Below are 15,114 nucleotides of genomic sequence, written 5' to 3' on the forward strand. Positions count from 1 at the left end.
CTTCAGCTCAATCCGAAAAAACGGTTAAACCTAGAGAACCCACAAGGGAATGCTTTCCCCCGCTGCAGGCTACATCACTCACCGCTGTATCAATTGCGGCGCATCGGCATCCCCAAGGGCCATTTCGGGCAGCCAAGTGATAAGCTGAGGAAACGAGATCAGCGCCGCGATCAATGCAATCTCAATGGCAACAAGGGGTACCGCTCCGCGATAGATATCAGACAGATTGATACCCTTCGGTGCGGCCATCTTGGCAAAGAACAGGGCATAGCCGAAAGGAGGCGTCAGGAAGGACGTTTGCAAGGCCAACGCAATCAGGCCAGCGATCCAGATCTGCGCAAAGTAGGCAGAGCCGACGTGATCTGCGAAGTCGAGCTCTGAAATAATCGGCATCAGTACGGGTACAAAGACCAGCAGCACCTCGATCCAGTCAAAAACAAACCCAAGTATGATGATCACGCCAAGGAGGATCGCCAACAGTTCCCACCGGGTGAGATCGAATGCGGATATCCACTCGAAGATGACGTCCGGTCCACCGACCAGGTGGAAACTGAGCGAGAATACCGATGCGCCCAATACGATGAAGAAGACCATCGACGTCATCGTGCTTGTCTGCACCGTGACAGAGTTCAACGATGAGAAAGACAAGCGCTTTCGCGCCAGCGCGACCAATAGCGCGCCAAAAACCCCTACTCCAGCCGCCTCTGTTAGTGTCGCAAAGCCCAGAATGATGCTGAGCGGAATGGATGCGATGACCGCGACAGACGCGAGTACAAACAAGAGGTCTGACACAAGATTGGTCTTGGGTGTGTCCAGCGGGATTTCGACCGTTTTTCTCAAGGTGACCGCAAAGTAGACCGCGAAGGCCATGACCATCAGAAGCACAGGTACGATGAGGGCCACATACATCAATCCGATGCGCAGATAGAACACGTTCGAGATGAAGAACAGCATCACGGCTGGCGGGAACACGACACCCAATGCTCCAGAAGCTGCGACAGCGCCTCCTGCGGTTCGCGGTGCGTAGCCCGACGCCATCATCGGGGCATAGGCCACCAACGCCACAGTTATGACGGAAGCACCGATCACCCCGGCGGCGGGCGCAAGAACGAGGCCGATCAGCAAAGTCGCAATGGCGTAGCGACCGGGAACGCCTGTCAGAAGACGCCCCAGCAAGCGAAACATGGTTTCGGCAATCCCGCTGGCATTCAGGATCAGGCCAAGAAAAATCAACATTGGAACGCTGGTGAATTGGACTGATTCATTGGTCAGTACACCACGGGCCCGCAGGTAGATCAGCCCCAGATGCTGAAAATCAGTGATCCCCACCCAAACCGCAGCGACAAACCCCAAGAAGCCTGTCCCCGCGAGCACCAGCGCCACCGGAAAGCCACTGAAAACCCCAATCGCCATCACGACAAGCATGGCAACCGTGAGGACCTCATTCACCATTGTGCAGGCCGCTTGCTTGTTCCGGTGCACCTTGCGCACGTCTCCCTGTCAGAAAGGCGATGTTGCGAAGGGCTACGATCATCCCGGCAAGAGCCAGCAAGATGGGGCCGATGACCCCGGCAATGCGTTGTGCCCACAACTGGGTTTCCGCGTATTTCGTGGTGCGCATCAAACCGTCCCATCCGTAATAGGTCAGGATGGCGGCGAGCGGCAGAAGGACAAAAAGGCCGCCAATCAGTTCGATCCAAGCAATGCGGCGGGCGGACCAATGTCTGCGAAGAACATCAACGCGCACGTGACCGTCGCGCAGATAGGTATACCCAAAGGTCAAGAAAATTAGGATGAACAGCAGTGACGTGGACAGGTCCGGCAAATAGCTCGACACGCCAAGTTGTAGCTTGCGATCCAGCATCTGAAGCGCGCCATAAGCAGCAATCGAAACAACTGTCAGCCACGCAGTCACGACGCCGATGCCGCGAATGCCACGGTCAATCCAATCCAAAAATCTCAAGCCGAATTCCCTCCCAAAGTTCTTTGCCTGTTAGCTGTTATCCCCCCGTGACATCTCCCTTGCGATTGTCTTGTTCCCGATTTTCCGGCCTGACTTTCGAGGTGCGAAAGCTGTCCCAGAACAGCAATGCTGCCCCACAAAAGATCGCCACGTCAGCCAAGTTGAAGGACGGCCAGTGGTATGACCCGTAATGGAAGTCGAGAAAGTCAGGGACGGCCTGATAGCGCAGACGGTCAAGGATATTGCCAAGCGCGCCTCCGATGATCAGACCGAGCGCCGCACCTGTCAGCCTGTCCGGAGCCTTCCACAGCCAGATCAGCAGCCATGCCACGACCACGGCAGCAAGTGCGACCAGACCCCACCAGGGTACGACCCCGCCGAGCATACCGAAGCTGACCCCATCGTTCAAAACCCGCACGAGGTTGAGAAAGGGCAGAACCTCGACCCCGTTCTCAAGCGCCGGGGAGTTCAGGGCAAGAGCCTTGGTGCCCTGATCAACACCAAACGCGGCGATGGCGCAAAGCCCACCGAGAACGCGGCTGTTCATGCCACCGCCTTCAGATCGGCCCGCGCGTCGCGGATGATCGCCCATGACGAGTGCAGGAACAGTCCGGCGATCCCGAAGGCTACGATGAGATCGGGCCATGCGCTGCCTAGCCAAACCACCAGCCCGGCGGCGATAACGACTGCGGCGTTGCCGATGGCGTCGTTGCGCGAGAACAGCCAGACAGCGCGCATGTTCGCGTCGCCCTTGCGGTACCGCAGCAACGGCAGCACGGAGATGACATTTATCACAAGAGCAATCAGGCCCAGAATCCCCATCAAAGTGGCGTCTGGGGTTGTCGGCTCGAATGCCCTTATGATGGTCGTGCCAAAGACTCCAAGACCAAGCAGGCCGAGGAAGATGCCCTGGATCAGGGCCGACCGCGCTCGCCAAGCGAGGCTCCAGCCGATGGCCAACAGGCCGAGGAAGGTGATTGCGCCGTCGCCGATGAAATCCAACGCGTCGGCCTTCACGGCCTGTGATCCGGCAATGAACCCGCCGATCATTTCAAGAACGCCATAACCAACATTCAGGATCACAACGATCCAGAGCGCGCGGCGATAGCCAGGGTCCTGATGGGCCGCACCTTGCTGAATATCTTCGTCGCTCTCGATGCGGTCAAACCCATACCCTGTTGTCTCGACGGCTTTTTCAATTTCCGGCAAGCGCGCTTCGGGAGCTGTCAAAGTCATTATGTGCGTTGCAGTAGACACTTTCACGGCGTCAGGCGCGATACCCGCAGATTGCGCCGCCCGCTCGATCTGGGCGGCATCCTTGGCGCAATCCATGCCGGAAACGCGGTAACGAAAGGATGGGATATCTGCTATCGCGCTTTCTGCGTTGGCCATGATCGCAGTTCTCCTGCTAAAGTGGATCAAAGGATAATATATCAGTGAGCAATGATATGACGCAGATCGTTGTGGACCGCAAGGTCGGTACCATTGAACAACGAGCAAAACTATTTCGCGGCTTTGCCGACCCAAGCCGCTTGTCTATTCTCGGCGCGCTGTGCGGGGAGCCGCTGGTTGTTCACGAACTCGTCGAGCGTACGGGACTATCACAACCAAACGTATCCAACCACTTGCGATGCTTGTTGGAGTGCGGGCTAGTTAACAGCGACCGAGATGGGCGCTTCATCCGCTACCGTATCAGTAGCGCACGTATCGCAACGCTGTTGAGCGATGTGGACGCACTTCTCGATGTGGTCGCAGGGGGCGTTGAGTCCTGCGACAACTATCGCGGGAGATAAGCAGCCACTAAGCGATGAAATAGACTAGGACAGAGCTAAAGGACGACTGATATTGATGTAACGCGCCGTCAAATTATTATAGCCGCTGTAGGTCTTACCATCATTGCACCCTTCGCCGCGATTGCGCAGGGAGCTCCGTCGATCCACGTTCTTAAGGACCCGAATTGCAGCTGTTGCCGGGTTTGGGTCGATATTCTTCGAGCGGAAGGCTTTCGTGTAACCGAGGAGCGCAGCTTTGGCACTCTGCTGGTTCGGCACAAGTTGGACAATGGCATCCCTCAAGACATGATGTCGTGCCACACGGGCGAGATCGATGGCTACATGATCGAGGGCCATGTGCCGGCTGCAGACATCCGTCGCCTTCTGGACGAACGTCCAGATGCAGTCGGTCTCGCCGTTCCAGGCATGCCCTATGGATCACCCGGAATGGGGCCGGAAGATCAGCGGGAAGCCTACGAAGTATTCCTGATCCGGCGCGACGGTAGCACCGAAGTGTTCACGAGTTATGACGCAGCCTGAGGTGAAATTAGACGATCAGAAATAATAGGGAGAAGACGATGACACAGCATAGACTACGATTTATGGGTTTGGGCGCGGTGTTTGTCATCATTGCCACTGTGGCCGTCGCACAGCAGCAACGAGGCGATTGGTGGGGCCACGGGCCGATGGGACCGGGCCACATGTGGTCTGAACGCATGCCTGGCTGGGGGCACGGAAACATGGGACCAGGCCAGCAGCAGCGCATGCAACGACACTGGACTTACATGAACGAGGGCGTGCCCGCAGCTTATCGGGGTGCTCGGAACACTATTCGCGCGACGCCTGAAGTTATCGCGGAAGGCCAGACGCTATACACAGCGAACTGCGCAAGTTGTCATGGAGCCGAGGGTCTCGGGGATGGTGAGGCCGGTCGGTCTCTCGTGCCTTCTCCGGCTCTCCTTAGATGGTTTGTTCAGATGCCGATGTCGGGAGACGAGTATCTGCTCTGGGCAATTTCTGAGGGCGGTCAGCGCTTCGGAACAGAAATGCCAGCCTTCAGGGAAGCGCTGACTGAAGAAGAAATCTGGAAAATCATCGCATACATGCGTGCGGGGTTCCCGTGATACCGCGCACCGCGAACACTTTGTAGAGCTTTTGGCGGTGCTTCCAAAAATACACAATTTCGCCGATCACCACCAAAACTGACATTGGTGGAGCGCGCAGCATCGCTCACTCTGGGCTCCTTCGAGACCTTCGCTGCCATCAGCTCAAATGACCGGTACGCTCGCAGACCCTTTCCATCAATATGAACTGGCGGCTGCGTGAGAATCCTATCCACTGTCACTTTTTCGAATCCGCGTGAGCGCATCGAAGTCGATTTCTTGCTTCTGTTCGTCACTTATATCCGGCCGGGTTTCCGATACCGGCTGGGGCCCTTGGACGTCCCACATCACCGCATGTGAGCCTGTACTCCAACGATAAACCCAACCAACAACACTGCACCCATCGGTCCCGATCAGATTGGCGATCGCGACGCCCTCACCCCTATCATCGTTCACTGTTTACTGACTTCCTGCACTGTGGCGCTGCGAATTGCGGCGTGGGGTTGCAGAGCGTTCACTACGACCGCGCGCCGGACTTCGTTGATTTTGGCTACCTGGTCCTCGATGAGGGAATGATCATCAGACCGGGAAAATGGGTTTCCGCGTTCTCAACAATTCATTGGCTTCATATCCTGTGGTCGGGCTCCGTGGCGGCTTCGACAATCGACAGGACTTCATCTTTATCAAAGCCGATAACCCTCGCCAGAACTGTAAACTCCACGACGTCGATACGACGCTCGCCGCTTTCGAGACGTGCCACAAACGACTGGTGGCGTTTGAGCTTCGCCGCCAACTGCTGCTGGCTGAGACCCGCATTCTGACGTGCATCAACCAACGCACGGACGAGCGCCAACTGGCCATTTGTTCTGATTGTCTTTGCCACGCGTCACATACCTTTTGTGACGTCGCTAGCGGATGAAATCTGTTATCTAAAAAGTAGATATTTGAGGGTGTTACCGGCGTCTGGTTTCCATGGGCTGCAAGTCTGATGCACACCCAATCGCCCATCAATCCCCCACCAGTTCCAGAAACCGACCGTAGTCCTGACTGACTTCGCGGGCTTCTTCGAAGGCGCGCGCGCGCTCCTGCTCGAGGCAGCGGAAGTAGTCCTGAATGTCCGTTATGTAGACCTCAAAGTCCCGTCGGATGATGTCGGCATAATCCCGAGCGGCCTGCGAATCGCTTGGAACGAACGGCTGGACCGGGGCGAGGCATGACCCGGCCTCGCTTGCGACCGGAGCGAGCATCAGCAAGGCCACAGCCTGTATCTTCACCCACCGGCTCAACCACAGGTTTCTGAAACCCCTATTTTCCTTGATAGACTCCATTGGCCGTGCCTAGTGTTTGTGTAACCGAGATACAGCCGTATCTGTCGCAATATATCTTGCGATTAATAATATACTATCGTAACTCTGGGCTTCAAGTGGGAATGCCCGGTTGTTGCGTGTTTGAAGAAAGCGTGAGCCGGGCCATGAACTGGGACATCGAAGCACCAAATGTGGTTACGGAAGCACGTTTCCGCGAACTCGTGGAAAGTGGCTATAGCGCAGAAATCCTGTGCCAGGAATCGGCACACAAGAAGGGCCCGAGCTACTACGGGGTCTGGATCATGCGTGCCGTGTCTGACGAAGGTATTGAGAAGCTCTTGGTCACCGCCCGCACACGAACAACCTACAACGACATCAAGATCCGCGAGTTCAAGACGATCACTGGCGTGGTCTCCTTCCTCATTGGCATCGGGTTCTCCCATGCCGATGTGCCACTCGAAGAAGGCCAACGGACTTCGCATAAGCTGGCGGCCACCGACAAGCGCGCCAGCGACTAGCCTTCTTCTCTTCAGCCTTCTGGCCGCGCCAACCTCGGCACAGATGGTGCTGGTCATGGAGAGCGACGGCTCTCTGACCCCATCCCGGTCTCAGGACAGTTTTGCCCGCAACTACAATGACGGCATAGGTCAGGGGTCTGCTGCTGATGAGCTAGCGATCCTCGGTGAAGATGAACCCGATACTGAACCTGACGCATTGCGTTTTGCAGCCTTCTCGCGGCCCGCTCCCCTGCCCCGCGCCGATGTCCTCTCCGGGATTCAGACCACGGCCTTGCGCTATGCCGGCCATCCCGGCCTGCGTCGCGCGGGGCTTTCCGTGACGGATTGGCTGACGCTCTATCGCGCCAATATCGAGGTTGAGAGCGCCTACCGGCAGGATGCGATCTCGAGTGCAGGTGCCATTGGCCTTGGTCAATTGATGCCAGCGACGGCGCGTGATCTGGGCGTCGACCCGCGTGATCCGCTGCAGAACCTCGACGGCTCCGCCCGCTACCTTGCCATGATGCTGGAGAGTTTCGGCGATCCGCATCTTGCGCTGGCTGCCTACAACGCCGGACCCGATGCGGTCCGCCAGTATGGCGGCGTTCCCCCCTACCGAGAAACCCAGAACCACGTGGCCCGCGTCATGGCCGTCGTGGCCCGATTGGAAGGATCAAATTCATGAAACAGATTTCAAACCTCTTTGTCGCCACGCTGGCGCTATTCCTGCTGATTGCCGAACCCGCCCTCGCCCAGAGCATTGATCTCTCCCCGATCCAGAGCCTGTTACAGGGCATCGTCGATGCGCTGACCGGCCCACTTGGCGTTGTCATCGCGACGCTTGCCGTTCTCGGGGTCTTTCTCAGCTGGTTCTTCAACATCATCGATCTGCGCCAGGCGCTCTGGGTCCTCGTGGGCATCGCTGGTGTTGCCGCCGCCCCCACCATCGTTGCCGCGGTCTTTGCCGGTGGCTGAGCGCGCGCCTCTCTTTCTCGGCCTCGTGCGCCCGCCGAAGCTTCTGGGCCTGCCCATCATGTACGCGATGGTCTGGCTCTTCGGTTCGGTGCTCTTGTTCGTCTGGGTCCAGCACATCGCGGTGCTGGGTTTCGCCGCCCTGCTCTATCCGGTGCTCTGGAAGGCCGCGGATTGGGACCCGCGTTTCATCGACGTGATGATGACGGCACTGCAGGAGACGCCGCCCACGCGGAACAGAAGCATCCATGGCGGGGACAGCTATACGCCATAATGAAGCCCTGGACGAAACGCTCGATCCCCGCACCCTGACGCCGGACTGGTATTCCCGAGAAACCCGGCTCGCGCATATGCTGCCCTATGTGAGCCTCGTCGACGACCAAACCGTGCGGACCCGGGTGAACGAGCTCTTCCGGTGTATCCGGCTCGAGGGGATCAACAGCTACACGACCGACGATACCTATCTCGACAAGGTGACGGCGCTCTTTGCCCGCATCGTCGCGCAACTTGGGCCGGAATTCAGCTATTACCTCCACAAGGTCTCCAAGGCCATCAAACCTGATCTCGACCCGATCCGTGAGGACAGCTTCGCGGGAGAAGTCGACCGGCGCTGGCGCGCGAAACTCGAGACCAGCGGGCTGCGCGACAAGACGCTGACGCTCACCGTCATTCACCGCCCGCCTCCGAAAAGCCTCCTGCCGTTCCTGAGCCGCAGCGCGCCGGACCGACTGAAGGAGGAGACCCGCAAACGCCTGCAGCGCCTCGGTGAGGCCGTGAACGTCTTCCTCTCGGGGCTTACCGAGCTCAAGCCGCGCCTGCTGTCAGCCGGATCGGGAGAGTTGGTGGGCTTTTTGGGCGCGCTCAACACGGGCACCGAGCTGCCGCTCTACCCGGCAAACACCTACGGCTTTTTGTCCGTCAACGTCGCCAATACCCGCGTGACGTTTCATGGCGATCATTTCGAGCTCTCGGAAGGCGTCGTGGGGCATCGCTACGGCAAGAGTTTCACCATCGGGGAATACTCGGAAGGCACCTCCTGCACCATGTTCGACATGCTGAACCTGCCGGTCGACATGATCGTGACGCACTCCTTCACGCCGATCAATTCGAACCTCATGGCGGGCCGTATCAAGCGGCAAAAGCGCCAGATGCAGGCCAGCCAGGACGCGGCCCTCTCGCTCATGGAAGCCCTCGACATCGCCGCCGATGATCTCGAGGCCAAGCGCCAAAGCTTCGGCGAACACCATATGGTCGTGACGCTCTTCTGCGAAACGCTCGAAGAGCTGCAAACCCTCAGCGCGGAGATCGTGAACGCCGCCGCGACCGAGGGCGTGAAAATGATCGGCGAGCGGGTCGCATCAAAAGCACATTACCTCAGCCAACATCCCGGCAACCAACCCAAGCGTGTCCGCGCGAGCGCCGTCACCAATCGCAACTTCGCGGATTTTGCGGCCTTTCACCGGACACAGCTCGGCAAACCCGCCGCGAAAACCCCATGGAGCCGGGTCGTCACTTATTTGCCCACGCCGGAGCAGAGCGCCTACCGGTTTTCCTATCACGAGCAAGGCAGCCCGGACAAAGAACCGACCAGCGGGCATACCCTGATCATGGGGCGGCCGGGGTCGGGCAAGTCGGTACTCTCGGCCTTCCTGATGACCCAGGCCCGCCGCGCAGGCGCGCGGATCTTCGTTTTCGACTACCGCCTCGGCATAGAGATGGCGGTGCGCGCAAATGGCGGGCGCTACGCATCCCTGAACGCCGGTCAGCCCACGGGTCTCAATCCCCTTTGGACTGAAACCGATAGTCGTGGCACCGCCTGGCTCTCGGACTGGCTCACAACGCTGCTCTACCGCGCCGACAAACCCCTGACCCCGGCGCAGACCAACCGCATCCAGGAAGTCGTGCGCCAGAATGCCCAGGCCTCCAATCCGGCCCTGCGGAACTGGCGGGATTTCGCATCGCTTTTTGTGTCCACAGATGATGGCGGCGATCTGCACCAGCGCCTGCTCGAGTGGACCGAAGACGGCCGCTACGGCTGGATCTTCGGGCAGAACCTCGAGGACACGTTCTCGCTCAAAGGCGATGTGGTGGGCTTCGATCTGACCGGCATTCTCGACAGCGAGGCCGACAAGGAGCGGATGGCTGTTCTCTCCTATCTTTTCCGCCGGGTCGAGCGCGAGATCGAGGACCGCCGCCCCACCATCATCGTGATCGACGAGGCCTGGAAGGCGCTCGACAACGCATATTTCGCCGAACGGCTGTCGAACTGGCTCGTGACTGCGCGCAAGCAGAACACCGTCGCGGTGATGATGACGCAATATGCCAGCCAGCTTGAGCGCACCCGGACCGGCAAGACCATCGTCGAAGCCGTTCCGACGCAGATCCTGCTGCCCAATATCCGCGCGCAGCCTGCGGACTACGCCATGCTGAACCTCACGGAGAAGGAGCTCGACGTCCTTCTCAACACGGGCAGCAACAGCCGCCTCGCACTGATCCGCGACGATCAGGGCTCGATCGTGGTCGATGCCGATCTCAGTGCTCTCGGGCCCAATCTCACCATCCTCGGCGGCATGGAGAAAGGCGAGGCGCTCGTCGGCGCCGATTACCGCGACCGCCCAGATTTTTGGAGGCTTTCATGATCCGTATTCTTATCGCTTTGGCTGCGCTCGGCGCGCTGGCCTCCTGCACCCAGTATCGGGAGCCGCAGGCCAATTGCTTCACGTTCCTTGCGTCCACAGCACCCGTCGCGCCTGATTGTGACTTCACGCCCCTTGGCACCCCGGAGGGGGACATTGAAGTCTAGCCTGCCTCATATCCTAGCGCTTTGCCTGCTGCCAGGTCTCGCCTTGTCTCAGGGCGTGCCGACCAATGACAGTGGGCTGACCGCGCGTGATATCGTCGAGACTGGCGATCGCGAGGCAGACCTCGCGATCCAGGCCGACAAGCTTTCCGTGCGCGAACTCATCGCCGAGATCGAACGGGAGCAGCTGGAAACCCTGCAACGCATCCTCGATGCCCAGACCAGCTTCGGCGGTCAGGGCTTGCCGGCTATGGTCTCGGGGCTGGAAAGCGGCAGCGGCGATCCCGACCGCGCCGTGGAAGCCGTCTATGGCACGGGCGAGATCGACCCCAATCCCGGCGGTGCGCAGATGTTCGGCGACGCCGCCGAGAACATCGAGCAGCTCATCATCCGCGTCGCCCAGGAAACCAGCGGCTTTGCGGGTGTTGGCCGCGCAGGGCTCTCCCCCGTCCAATGGCGCGCGCTGCTGCAAGCGCTGATCTGGCAGGAAAGCCGGTTTGCGATCGGTGCACGGTCTCCCGTCGGCGCCTATGGCCTCACCCAGATCATGCCGGGCACCGCCAGCGATCTCGGCATCAACCCGGAATACTATGACAGCCCCTATCTGCAGGTGCATGGCGGCGCGCGCTACCTCGCGACCCAGCTCAACACATTCGATGGCAACATCATCAACGCCCTCGCGGCCTATAACGCCGGACCCGGCCGGGTTTTCGAGTATGGCGGCGTTCCGCCCTTTCGCGAGACCCAGCACTACGTCCAGGTGATCCCCGAACGCTATAACCTCTATTTGACCCGTATCGGCGGGATCGAAGCGCTTGGCACGATCGACCCCGCGCTTCTGGCCAATGCCAACCTCTCGCTCACTGGGCACGGCGCGGCCTTCTATGGCAACAACTCACCCGCCGCGATCAGGCAAGCCGCCCTGCGTATTGCGGATATCGTCGAACGGATTTCCGAGACCGAGGATGTGCAGGAGAGCGTTGCGCTCAACACTTATGCCCGCGCCGAACTCGTGCGTCTCGTGGCCGCCCGCATCCGGCTTCAGGCGGCACGCACCCGCGTACTCTCCGCCGAAGAGCTGGCCCAGGCCAGCGCCCGCATGGCCGAAGGCGCGTTCATGGATTTTACGATCAGGGAGATTGAATGATGGGACATCTGCTCTTGAGGACAGCTTTGGCCACGACACTTGGCATTGGCTTGCAGTTCAGCGCCCTACCCCCTGTCTCAGCACAAGGCGTGCCCGTCGTCGATACCCAGAACATCGCGCAAAACATCCAGCAGCTCCGGCAGATGATCGAAGACGAGATCCTGCAAAACGAGCAGCTGACGCAGCTCCGCGAACAGCTTGCCACACTCACGGATCAACTCGCGGAGCTGCAAAGAACCTACGAGGCCCTCACCCGCCTCGCCGAGCTTCCAGAAATCATTCGCACCGAGATGGAAGACGAACTCAATGGCCTGCTCGACCAGGAGTTCGGGGACATCCTCGCCACGATTGAGGCGATCAAGACTGGGGATTTCTCCGGCCTGTCCGGCTCTGGCGCAGGCGAAATCGAAACCCAGATGGACCGGGTGCTGGCCGATCTCGGCTTCGATGAAGACACGCTCTCGGAAATGGCCACCAGCGGCAATCCCGGGGCCAACCGCGTGGCGACGCAGGCAACAACCGGCGCGCTCGTCTCAGCCGCCGCCCAGAACAGCTATGAAGATGCCGGCCAGTCGCTCGAGCGGGTCGACCGCCTTGTCGGGCTCATCGACGACATGGAAGAGCTCAAGCAAAGCGTCGATCTCAACACGCGCGTGACAGCTGAATTGGCCATCGCCCTCGTGGCGATGTGGCAGCTGGAAGCGATTCAAACCGTGGGCGATGGCACCGGCGGCGTGATCGATGCCGCCACCATCGCCGAGGAGCAGCGCTTCATGGATTTCACTCTGCCCGAGCTGCGGGCCGAGTGAGTGCGGGGTGTGACGCGTGGCGAGTGAACAAGAGATCATCGAGGAAGAACTGGTCTACGGTGCCCTGCGCCGTGAACGGCTTTGGCAGCGTCTTGGCCTGATAGGCCTTGTCTTCGGCATCATCGGCTGTCTGAGCGCGGCAGCTGTCTCGATCCTAGATGTCGATCCGCCCCCCGTCGTTGTCCCCTATGATCCCGCCACCGGCTTTGCACTCCCCGAAGCCTCGGTGGGCGCTTCCTCGGTGACCGCCAACCAGGCGATCATCGAGGCGGAGGTGTTCCGCTATGTGACCGACCGGGAGGTCTATAACCAGCTCGACAACGATCTGCGCATCCGCAGCGTCCTGCGCCGCTCGGACGGAGCTGCCGAGAGCGGGCTGCGCCAGATCTGGAACAGCGCCAACGAGAATTACCCGCCGACGGTCTATGGCCCCAATGCTCGGCTCGACGTGGAGATCCTCAGCATCAACCGGATCGGAACCAACCGCGCGACGGTCCGCCTGCGCAAGCGCCTGACGTCCATTAACGGCACCCAGACCGGCCTCTTCACTGCGACGCTTCTCTTCGAGTTCCGCCCAGAGACCCGCCGCTCCATCGACGAGGTCTGGACCAATCCATTCGGCTTCACCGTCCTCGAATATTCCATCCGCTCCGACAGATTGGAGAACTGACGTTGTTGTTTATAAGATCGCTTATTTTTGTCATTGCCCTGTTGCCCGGCCTCGCCTCTGCCGAAGCCATCCCGCGTGGCGGTCCCAACGACAGCCGGGTGCGCTTGGCCACCTACCAGGAGGGTCAGGTCTACCGTCTCAACGTGTCGCTCACCCATGTCACCAGCATCGAGTTCGGCGAGGGCGAAAGCATCCGCTCGATCATCGCGGGCGACACGGAAGGGTTCGAGATCGACGGCGTCCCGGGCGGTCAGGCCTTCGCGATCAAGCCTGTGGCGCGCGGGGTGCATACCAATGTGACCGTCTATACCAACCGCCGCAGCTATTATTTCAACGTCCAGGAGACCCGCAGCCCAACCTTCTACGTGGTGCAGTTCCGCTATCCGGAGGACGATGCGCGCCCGACCCGGGCCATCGCCGCCCAAGCGCCGAACTACAATTACGGCGCCAGCGCGCGGACCGAGTTCACGCCAACGCGCATCTGGGATGACGGGACGTTCACGTATTTCGCGTTTCCAAGAAACGCGCCTGTGCCCGCGATCTTCCGCTACGCGGGCGGCCGCGAGCGCACGGTCAACACGCAAACCCCTGAAGACGGCGTGATCCGCGTCAGCGGCGTGAACCGCCAATGGGTCCTGCGACTTGGCGAAGAGGTGGTCTGCATCGAGGCGATCCCGCCCGCGGAGGCCGCCTCATGAGCGATACCGAGAACACCGAGCTGGAAAAACGCCTCGCCGCCCTTGAGAAAGGCAGTGCCCGCGCGCCCACGGCGGCGCAGCGCCGGTCGCCCCTTCTCGCGCTGATCGTGGTCCTCGTCATCGGCGCGGGTGGTGCCCTGCTTTATCTCCTCTCACAGCCCGAAGAAGAGGAAGCCTTGCCGACGGCCACTCCGGACGTCTTCCAAAACGAAGGGGATGGCTTTGGCGCTATCGAGACCTTGCCCCCGCCCGAGCCCGAGGTTGTGTTCGTCGGACCAGACCCCGTCGAGCCCAACGCGGAGCTTCTGGCGCAGATCACCGCCCTGCAGGCCCAGATCGAGGAATTGCGCAACGCCCCCGAACCGGTCGTCGAGGAAGACACCGCCGCCGCAGAGGCGATCGATGCGCTGACCGCTCAGATCGCGGCGCTGCAAGCCGCCTCGGAAGCCGCACAGCAACGATTTCAGGACGAACTGACGGCGCGGGATCGCAGCCTTGAGCAACTCCGCATGGATCTGGAACTGGCCCAACTCGAGGCCAGCCGACCGCAACCCGCGCCAGTGGGCCCCACGGAAGATGAGCTGCGCGAACGCGAGCAAGAACGACTGCGCCGCGAAGAAGAGGCCAGACGTCTGGCTGAGCTCGAACGCCGCGCGGCCGAAGAGCGCGCCTTCCAGGAGCGGCGCATCACCTCACCCACCATCGCCTTTGGCGGCACGTCCGGAGCGAATGAAACGGCTCTGACCGAACGCACTTTTGGCGAGGTGACGGATTTCGTGCTGAACGGTGCGTTGCCCACGTCCGTCACACAGGCAGAGGTCATTGCCAACCCGTCCAACACCATCATTCAGGGCACGATGATCCAGGCCGTAATGGAAACCGCCCTCGACAGCTCCCTGCCCGGCCAGACCCGTGCCGTGGTCTCTGAAGATGTGTTCAGTTTCGACGGTTCTCGGCTCTTGATCCCGCGTGGATCCCGCCTCATCGGGCGGTATCGTTCGGGCGTTGATATCGCGCAGCGCCGCGTCACCATCGCATGGGACCGGATCATCCTGCCCGATAATCAGACCGTCCAGATCAGCTCCTTCGGGGGTGATGAGTTGGGGCGTTCAGGTGTGACTGGCTTTGTCGATACGCGCTTTGATGAGCGCTTTGGCTCGGCAGCGCTGATTTCACTGATCTCCGCCGCACCAAGCGCCGCCGCCGCAAATGTCCAGGACGAAACAGCCGCGGACGTGCTCGAAGACGTGGGCGATGATCTAGCGGATGCCACGGACAGCGTGATTGGCGACTATCTCTCCATCGGCCCCGTCATCTATGTCGACCAGGGCGCGCGCGTCACGGTGATGGTCGACCGCGATCTGGAGATATTCTGA

22 protein-coding genes are annotated in these 15,114 nt (G+C 60.2%); 14 read left to right on the forward strand and 8 right to left on the reverse strand.

Annotation, left to right across the window (positions count from 1 at the left end):
* Positions 1-78: 78 nt before the first annotated feature.
* From MHM88_RS17915 to MHM88_RS17930, 4 genes are read right to left on the reverse strand one after another with little or no spacing between them, the layout of a single operon-like run.
* Positions 79-1,452, reverse strand: a complete 1,374-nt coding sequence (locus MHM88_RS17915; RefSeq protein WP_239367947.1) for a TRAP transporter large permease subunit — start codon at positions 1,450-1,452, stop codon at positions 79-81.
* On the reverse strand, positions 1,442-1,963 hold the full coding sequence (locus MHM88_RS17920; RefSeq protein ID WP_232279250.1) for a TRAP transporter small permease subunit: 522 nt from the start codon (positions 1,961-1,963) through the stop codon (positions 1,442-1,444). The genes MHM88_RS17915 and MHM88_RS17920 overlap by 11 nt, the downstream gene beginning before the upstream one ends.
* Before the next feature lie 37 nt (positions 1,964-2,000).
* On the reverse strand, positions 2,001-2,510 hold the full coding sequence (lspA, locus tag MHM88_RS17925; protein ID WP_058314162.1) for a signal peptidase II: 510 nt from the start codon (positions 2,508-2,510) through the stop codon (positions 2,001-2,003).
* The gene (locus MHM88_RS17930; protein ID WP_037207713.1) at positions 2,507-3,355 is read right to left on the reverse strand and encodes a cation transporter; all 849 of its coding nucleotides are present in this window, start codon (positions 3,353-3,355) and stop codon (positions 2,507-2,509) included. The genes lspA and MHM88_RS17930 overlap by 4 nt, the downstream gene beginning before the upstream one ends.
* Before the next feature lie 56 nt (positions 3,356-3,411).
* Between MHM88_RS17930 and MHM88_RS17935 the strand changes: the two genes are divergently transcribed.
* The 3 genes from MHM88_RS17935 (at position 3,412) to MHM88_RS23225 (ending at position 4,859) form a co-directional block, all read left to right on the forward strand.
* Positions 3,412-3,756 carry a helix-turn-helix transcriptional regulator gene (locus MHM88_RS17935; protein ID WP_163852058.1) on the forward strand — a complete coding sequence of 115 codons (345 nt, stop codon included), beginning with the start codon at positions 3,412-3,414 and terminating at the stop codon, positions 3,754-3,756.
* A gap of 51 nt (positions 3,757-3,807) precedes the next feature.
* On the forward strand, positions 3,808-4,275 hold the full coding sequence (locus MHM88_RS17940; protein WP_163852060.1) for a DUF411 domain-containing protein: 468 nt from the start codon (positions 3,808-3,810) through the stop codon (positions 4,273-4,275).
* A 245-nt stretch (positions 4,276-4,520) separates the two neighbouring features.
* Positions 4,521-4,859, forward strand: a complete 339-nt coding sequence (locus MHM88_RS23225) for a cytochrome c (protein ID WP_370687511.1) — start codon at positions 4,521-4,523, stop codon at positions 4,857-4,859.
* Here MHM88_RS23225 and MHM88_RS17945 read toward each other — a convergent pair.
* From MHM88_RS17945 to MHM88_RS17955, 4 genes are all read right to left on the reverse strand, one after another.
* Entirely contained in the window at positions 4,763-4,969 is a 207-nt protein-coding gene (locus tag MHM88_RS17945) for a hypothetical protein (RefSeq protein ID WP_162797850.1), read from the reverse strand. The two genes, MHM88_RS23225 and MHM88_RS17945, sit on opposite strands and share 97 nt — an antisense overlap.
* A gap of 97 nt (positions 4,970-5,066) precedes the next feature.
* On the reverse strand, positions 5,067-5,294 hold the full coding sequence (locus MHM88_RS23230) for a hypothetical protein (RefSeq protein WP_058239122.1): 228 nt from the start codon (positions 5,292-5,294) through the stop codon (positions 5,067-5,069).
* A 169-nt stretch (positions 5,295-5,463) separates the two neighbouring features.
* Complete coding sequence (locus MHM88_RS17950; RefSeq protein ID WP_028284972.1) at positions 5,464-5,721, reverse strand: helix-turn-helix transcriptional regulator; 258 nt, start codon at positions 5,719-5,721, stop codon at positions 5,464-5,466.
* A gap of 124 nt (positions 5,722-5,845) precedes the next feature.
* On the reverse strand, positions 5,846-6,085 hold the full coding sequence (locus MHM88_RS17955; protein WP_204318811.1) for a hypothetical protein: 240 nt from the start codon (positions 6,083-6,085) through the stop codon (positions 5,846-5,848).
* A gap of 224 nt (positions 6,086-6,309) precedes the next feature.
* Between MHM88_RS17955 and MHM88_RS17960 the strand changes: the two genes are divergently transcribed.
* From MHM88_RS17960 to MHM88_RS18010, 11 genes are read left to right on the forward strand one after another with little or no spacing between them, the layout of a single operon-like run.
* Positions 6,310-6,663, forward strand: a complete 354-nt coding sequence (locus MHM88_RS17960; RefSeq protein WP_163851985.1) for a hypothetical protein — start codon at positions 6,310-6,312, stop codon at positions 6,661-6,663.
* A gap of 43 nt (positions 6,664-6,706) precedes the next feature.
* Complete coding sequence (locus MHM88_RS17965) at positions 6,707-7,327, forward strand: lytic transglycosylase domain-containing protein (protein WP_163851987.1); 621 nt, start codon at positions 6,707-6,709, stop codon at positions 7,325-7,327.
* Positions 7,324-7,617: a TrbC/VirB2 family protein gene (locus tag MHM88_RS17970; protein WP_163851989.1), complete on the forward strand. Its 294-nt coding sequence runs from the start codon at positions 7,324-7,326 to the stop codon at positions 7,615-7,617. Before MHM88_RS17965 ends, MHM88_RS17970 begins: the two co-directional genes overlap by 4 nt.
* Positions 7,610-7,888 carry a VirB3 family type IV secretion system protein gene (locus MHM88_RS17975; RefSeq protein ID WP_239367949.1) on the forward strand — a complete coding sequence of 93 codons (279 nt, stop codon included), beginning with the start codon at positions 7,610-7,612 and terminating at the stop codon, positions 7,886-7,888. The genes MHM88_RS17970 and MHM88_RS17975 overlap by 8 nt, the downstream gene beginning before the upstream one ends.
* Positions 7,863-10,253, forward strand: coding sequence for a type IV secretion system protein B4 (locus MHM88_RS17980; protein WP_239367951.1), 2,391 nt, complete (start codon positions 7,863-7,865; stop codon positions 10,251-10,253). The genes MHM88_RS17975 and MHM88_RS17980 overlap by 26 nt, the downstream gene beginning before the upstream one ends.
* On the forward strand, positions 10,250-10,417 hold the full coding sequence (locus MHM88_RS17985) for a hypothetical protein (protein WP_170846621.1): 168 nt from the start codon (positions 10,250-10,252) through the stop codon (positions 10,415-10,417). The genes MHM88_RS17980 and MHM88_RS17985 overlap by 4 nt, the downstream gene beginning before the upstream one ends.
* Complete coding sequence (locus MHM88_RS17990; RefSeq protein WP_204318809.1) at positions 10,407-11,561, forward strand: lytic transglycosylase domain-containing protein; 1,155 nt, start codon at positions 10,407-10,409, stop codon at positions 11,559-11,561. The genes MHM88_RS17985 and MHM88_RS17990 overlap by 11 nt, the downstream gene beginning before the upstream one ends.
* Positions 11,561-12,370, forward strand: coding sequence for a type IV secretion system protein (locus MHM88_RS17995; RefSeq protein WP_163852064.1), 810 nt, complete (start codon positions 11,561-11,563; stop codon positions 12,368-12,370). The genes MHM88_RS17990 and MHM88_RS17995 overlap by 1 nt, the downstream gene beginning before the upstream one ends.
* A gap of 16 nt (positions 12,371-12,386) precedes the next feature.
* Positions 12,387-13,040, forward strand: coding sequence for a virB8 family protein (locus MHM88_RS18000; RefSeq protein ID WP_076981280.1), 654 nt, complete (start codon positions 12,387-12,389; stop codon positions 13,038-13,040).
* Between the two features lie 2 nt (positions 13,041-13,042).
* Positions 13,043-13,738 (forward strand): TrbG/VirB9 family P-type conjugative transfer protein, encoded by a 696-nt coding sequence (locus MHM88_RS18005; RefSeq protein WP_163851992.1) that lies wholly within the window; start codon positions 13,043-13,045, stop codon positions 13,736-13,738.
* Positions 13,735-15,114 (forward strand): TrbI/VirB10 family protein, encoded by a 1,380-nt coding sequence (locus MHM88_RS18010; RefSeq protein ID WP_163851994.1) that lies wholly within the window; start codon positions 13,735-13,737, stop codon positions 15,112-15,114. The genes MHM88_RS18005 and MHM88_RS18010 overlap by 4 nt, the downstream gene beginning before the upstream one ends.

The organism is Epibacterium sp. MM17-32, assembly GCF_022348205.1.
Lineage (GTDB): Bacteria > Pseudomonadota > Alphaproteobacteria > Rhodobacterales > Rhodobacteraceae > Epibacterium.

Excerpts from the sequence above, each read along its gene's own strand:
- MHM88_RS17915 (WP_239367947.1), bottom strand. The coding sequence starts at position 1,452 with ATGGTGAATGAGGTCCTCACGGTTGCCATGCTTGTCGTGATGGCGATT.
- lspA (WP_058314162.1), bottom strand. The coding sequence starts at position 2,510 with ATGAACAGCCGCGTTCTCGGTGGGCTTTGCGCCATCGCCGCGTTTGGT.
- MHM88_RS17930 (WP_037207713.1), bottom strand. The coding sequence starts at position 3,355 with ATGGCCAACGCAGAAAGCGCGATAGCAGATATCCCATCCTTTCGTTAC.
- MHM88_RS17935 (WP_163852058.1), top strand. The coding sequence starts at position 3,412 with ATGACGCAGATCGTTGTGGACCGCAAGGTCGGTACCATTGAACAACGA.
- MHM88_RS23225 (WP_370687511.1), top strand. The coding sequence starts at position 4,521 with ATGAACGAGGGCGTGCCCGCAGCTTATCGGGGTGCTCGGAACACTATT.
- MHM88_RS17955 (WP_204318811.1), bottom strand. The coding sequence starts at position 6,085 with ATGCTCGCTCCGGTCGCAAGCGAGGCCGGGTCATGCCTCGCCCCGGTC.
- MHM88_RS17960 (WP_163851985.1), top strand. The coding sequence starts at position 6,310 with ATGAACTGGGACATCGAAGCACCAAATGTGGTTACGGAAGCACGTTTC.
- MHM88_RS17965 (WP_163851987.1), top strand. The coding sequence starts at position 6,707 with ATGGTGCTGGTCATGGAGAGCGACGGCTCTCTGACCCCATCCCGGTCT.
- MHM88_RS17970 (WP_163851989.1), top strand. The coding sequence starts at position 7,324 with ATGAAACAGATTTCAAACCTCTTTGTCGCCACGCTGGCGCTATTCCTG.
- MHM88_RS17980 (WP_239367951.1), top strand. The coding sequence starts at position 7,863 with ATGGCGGGGACAGCTATACGCCATAATGAAGCCCTGGACGAAACGCTC.
- MHM88_RS17985 (WP_170846621.1), top strand. The coding sequence starts at position 10,250 with ATGATCCGTATTCTTATCGCTTTGGCTGCGCTCGGCGCGCTGGCCTCC.
- MHM88_RS17995 (WP_163852064.1), top strand. The coding sequence starts at position 11,561 with ATGGGACATCTGCTCTTGAGGACAGCTTTGGCCACGACACTTGGCATT.
- MHM88_RS18010 (WP_163851994.1), top strand. The coding sequence starts at position 13,735 with ATGAGCGATACCGAGAACACCGAGCTGGAAAAACGCCTCGCCGCCCTT.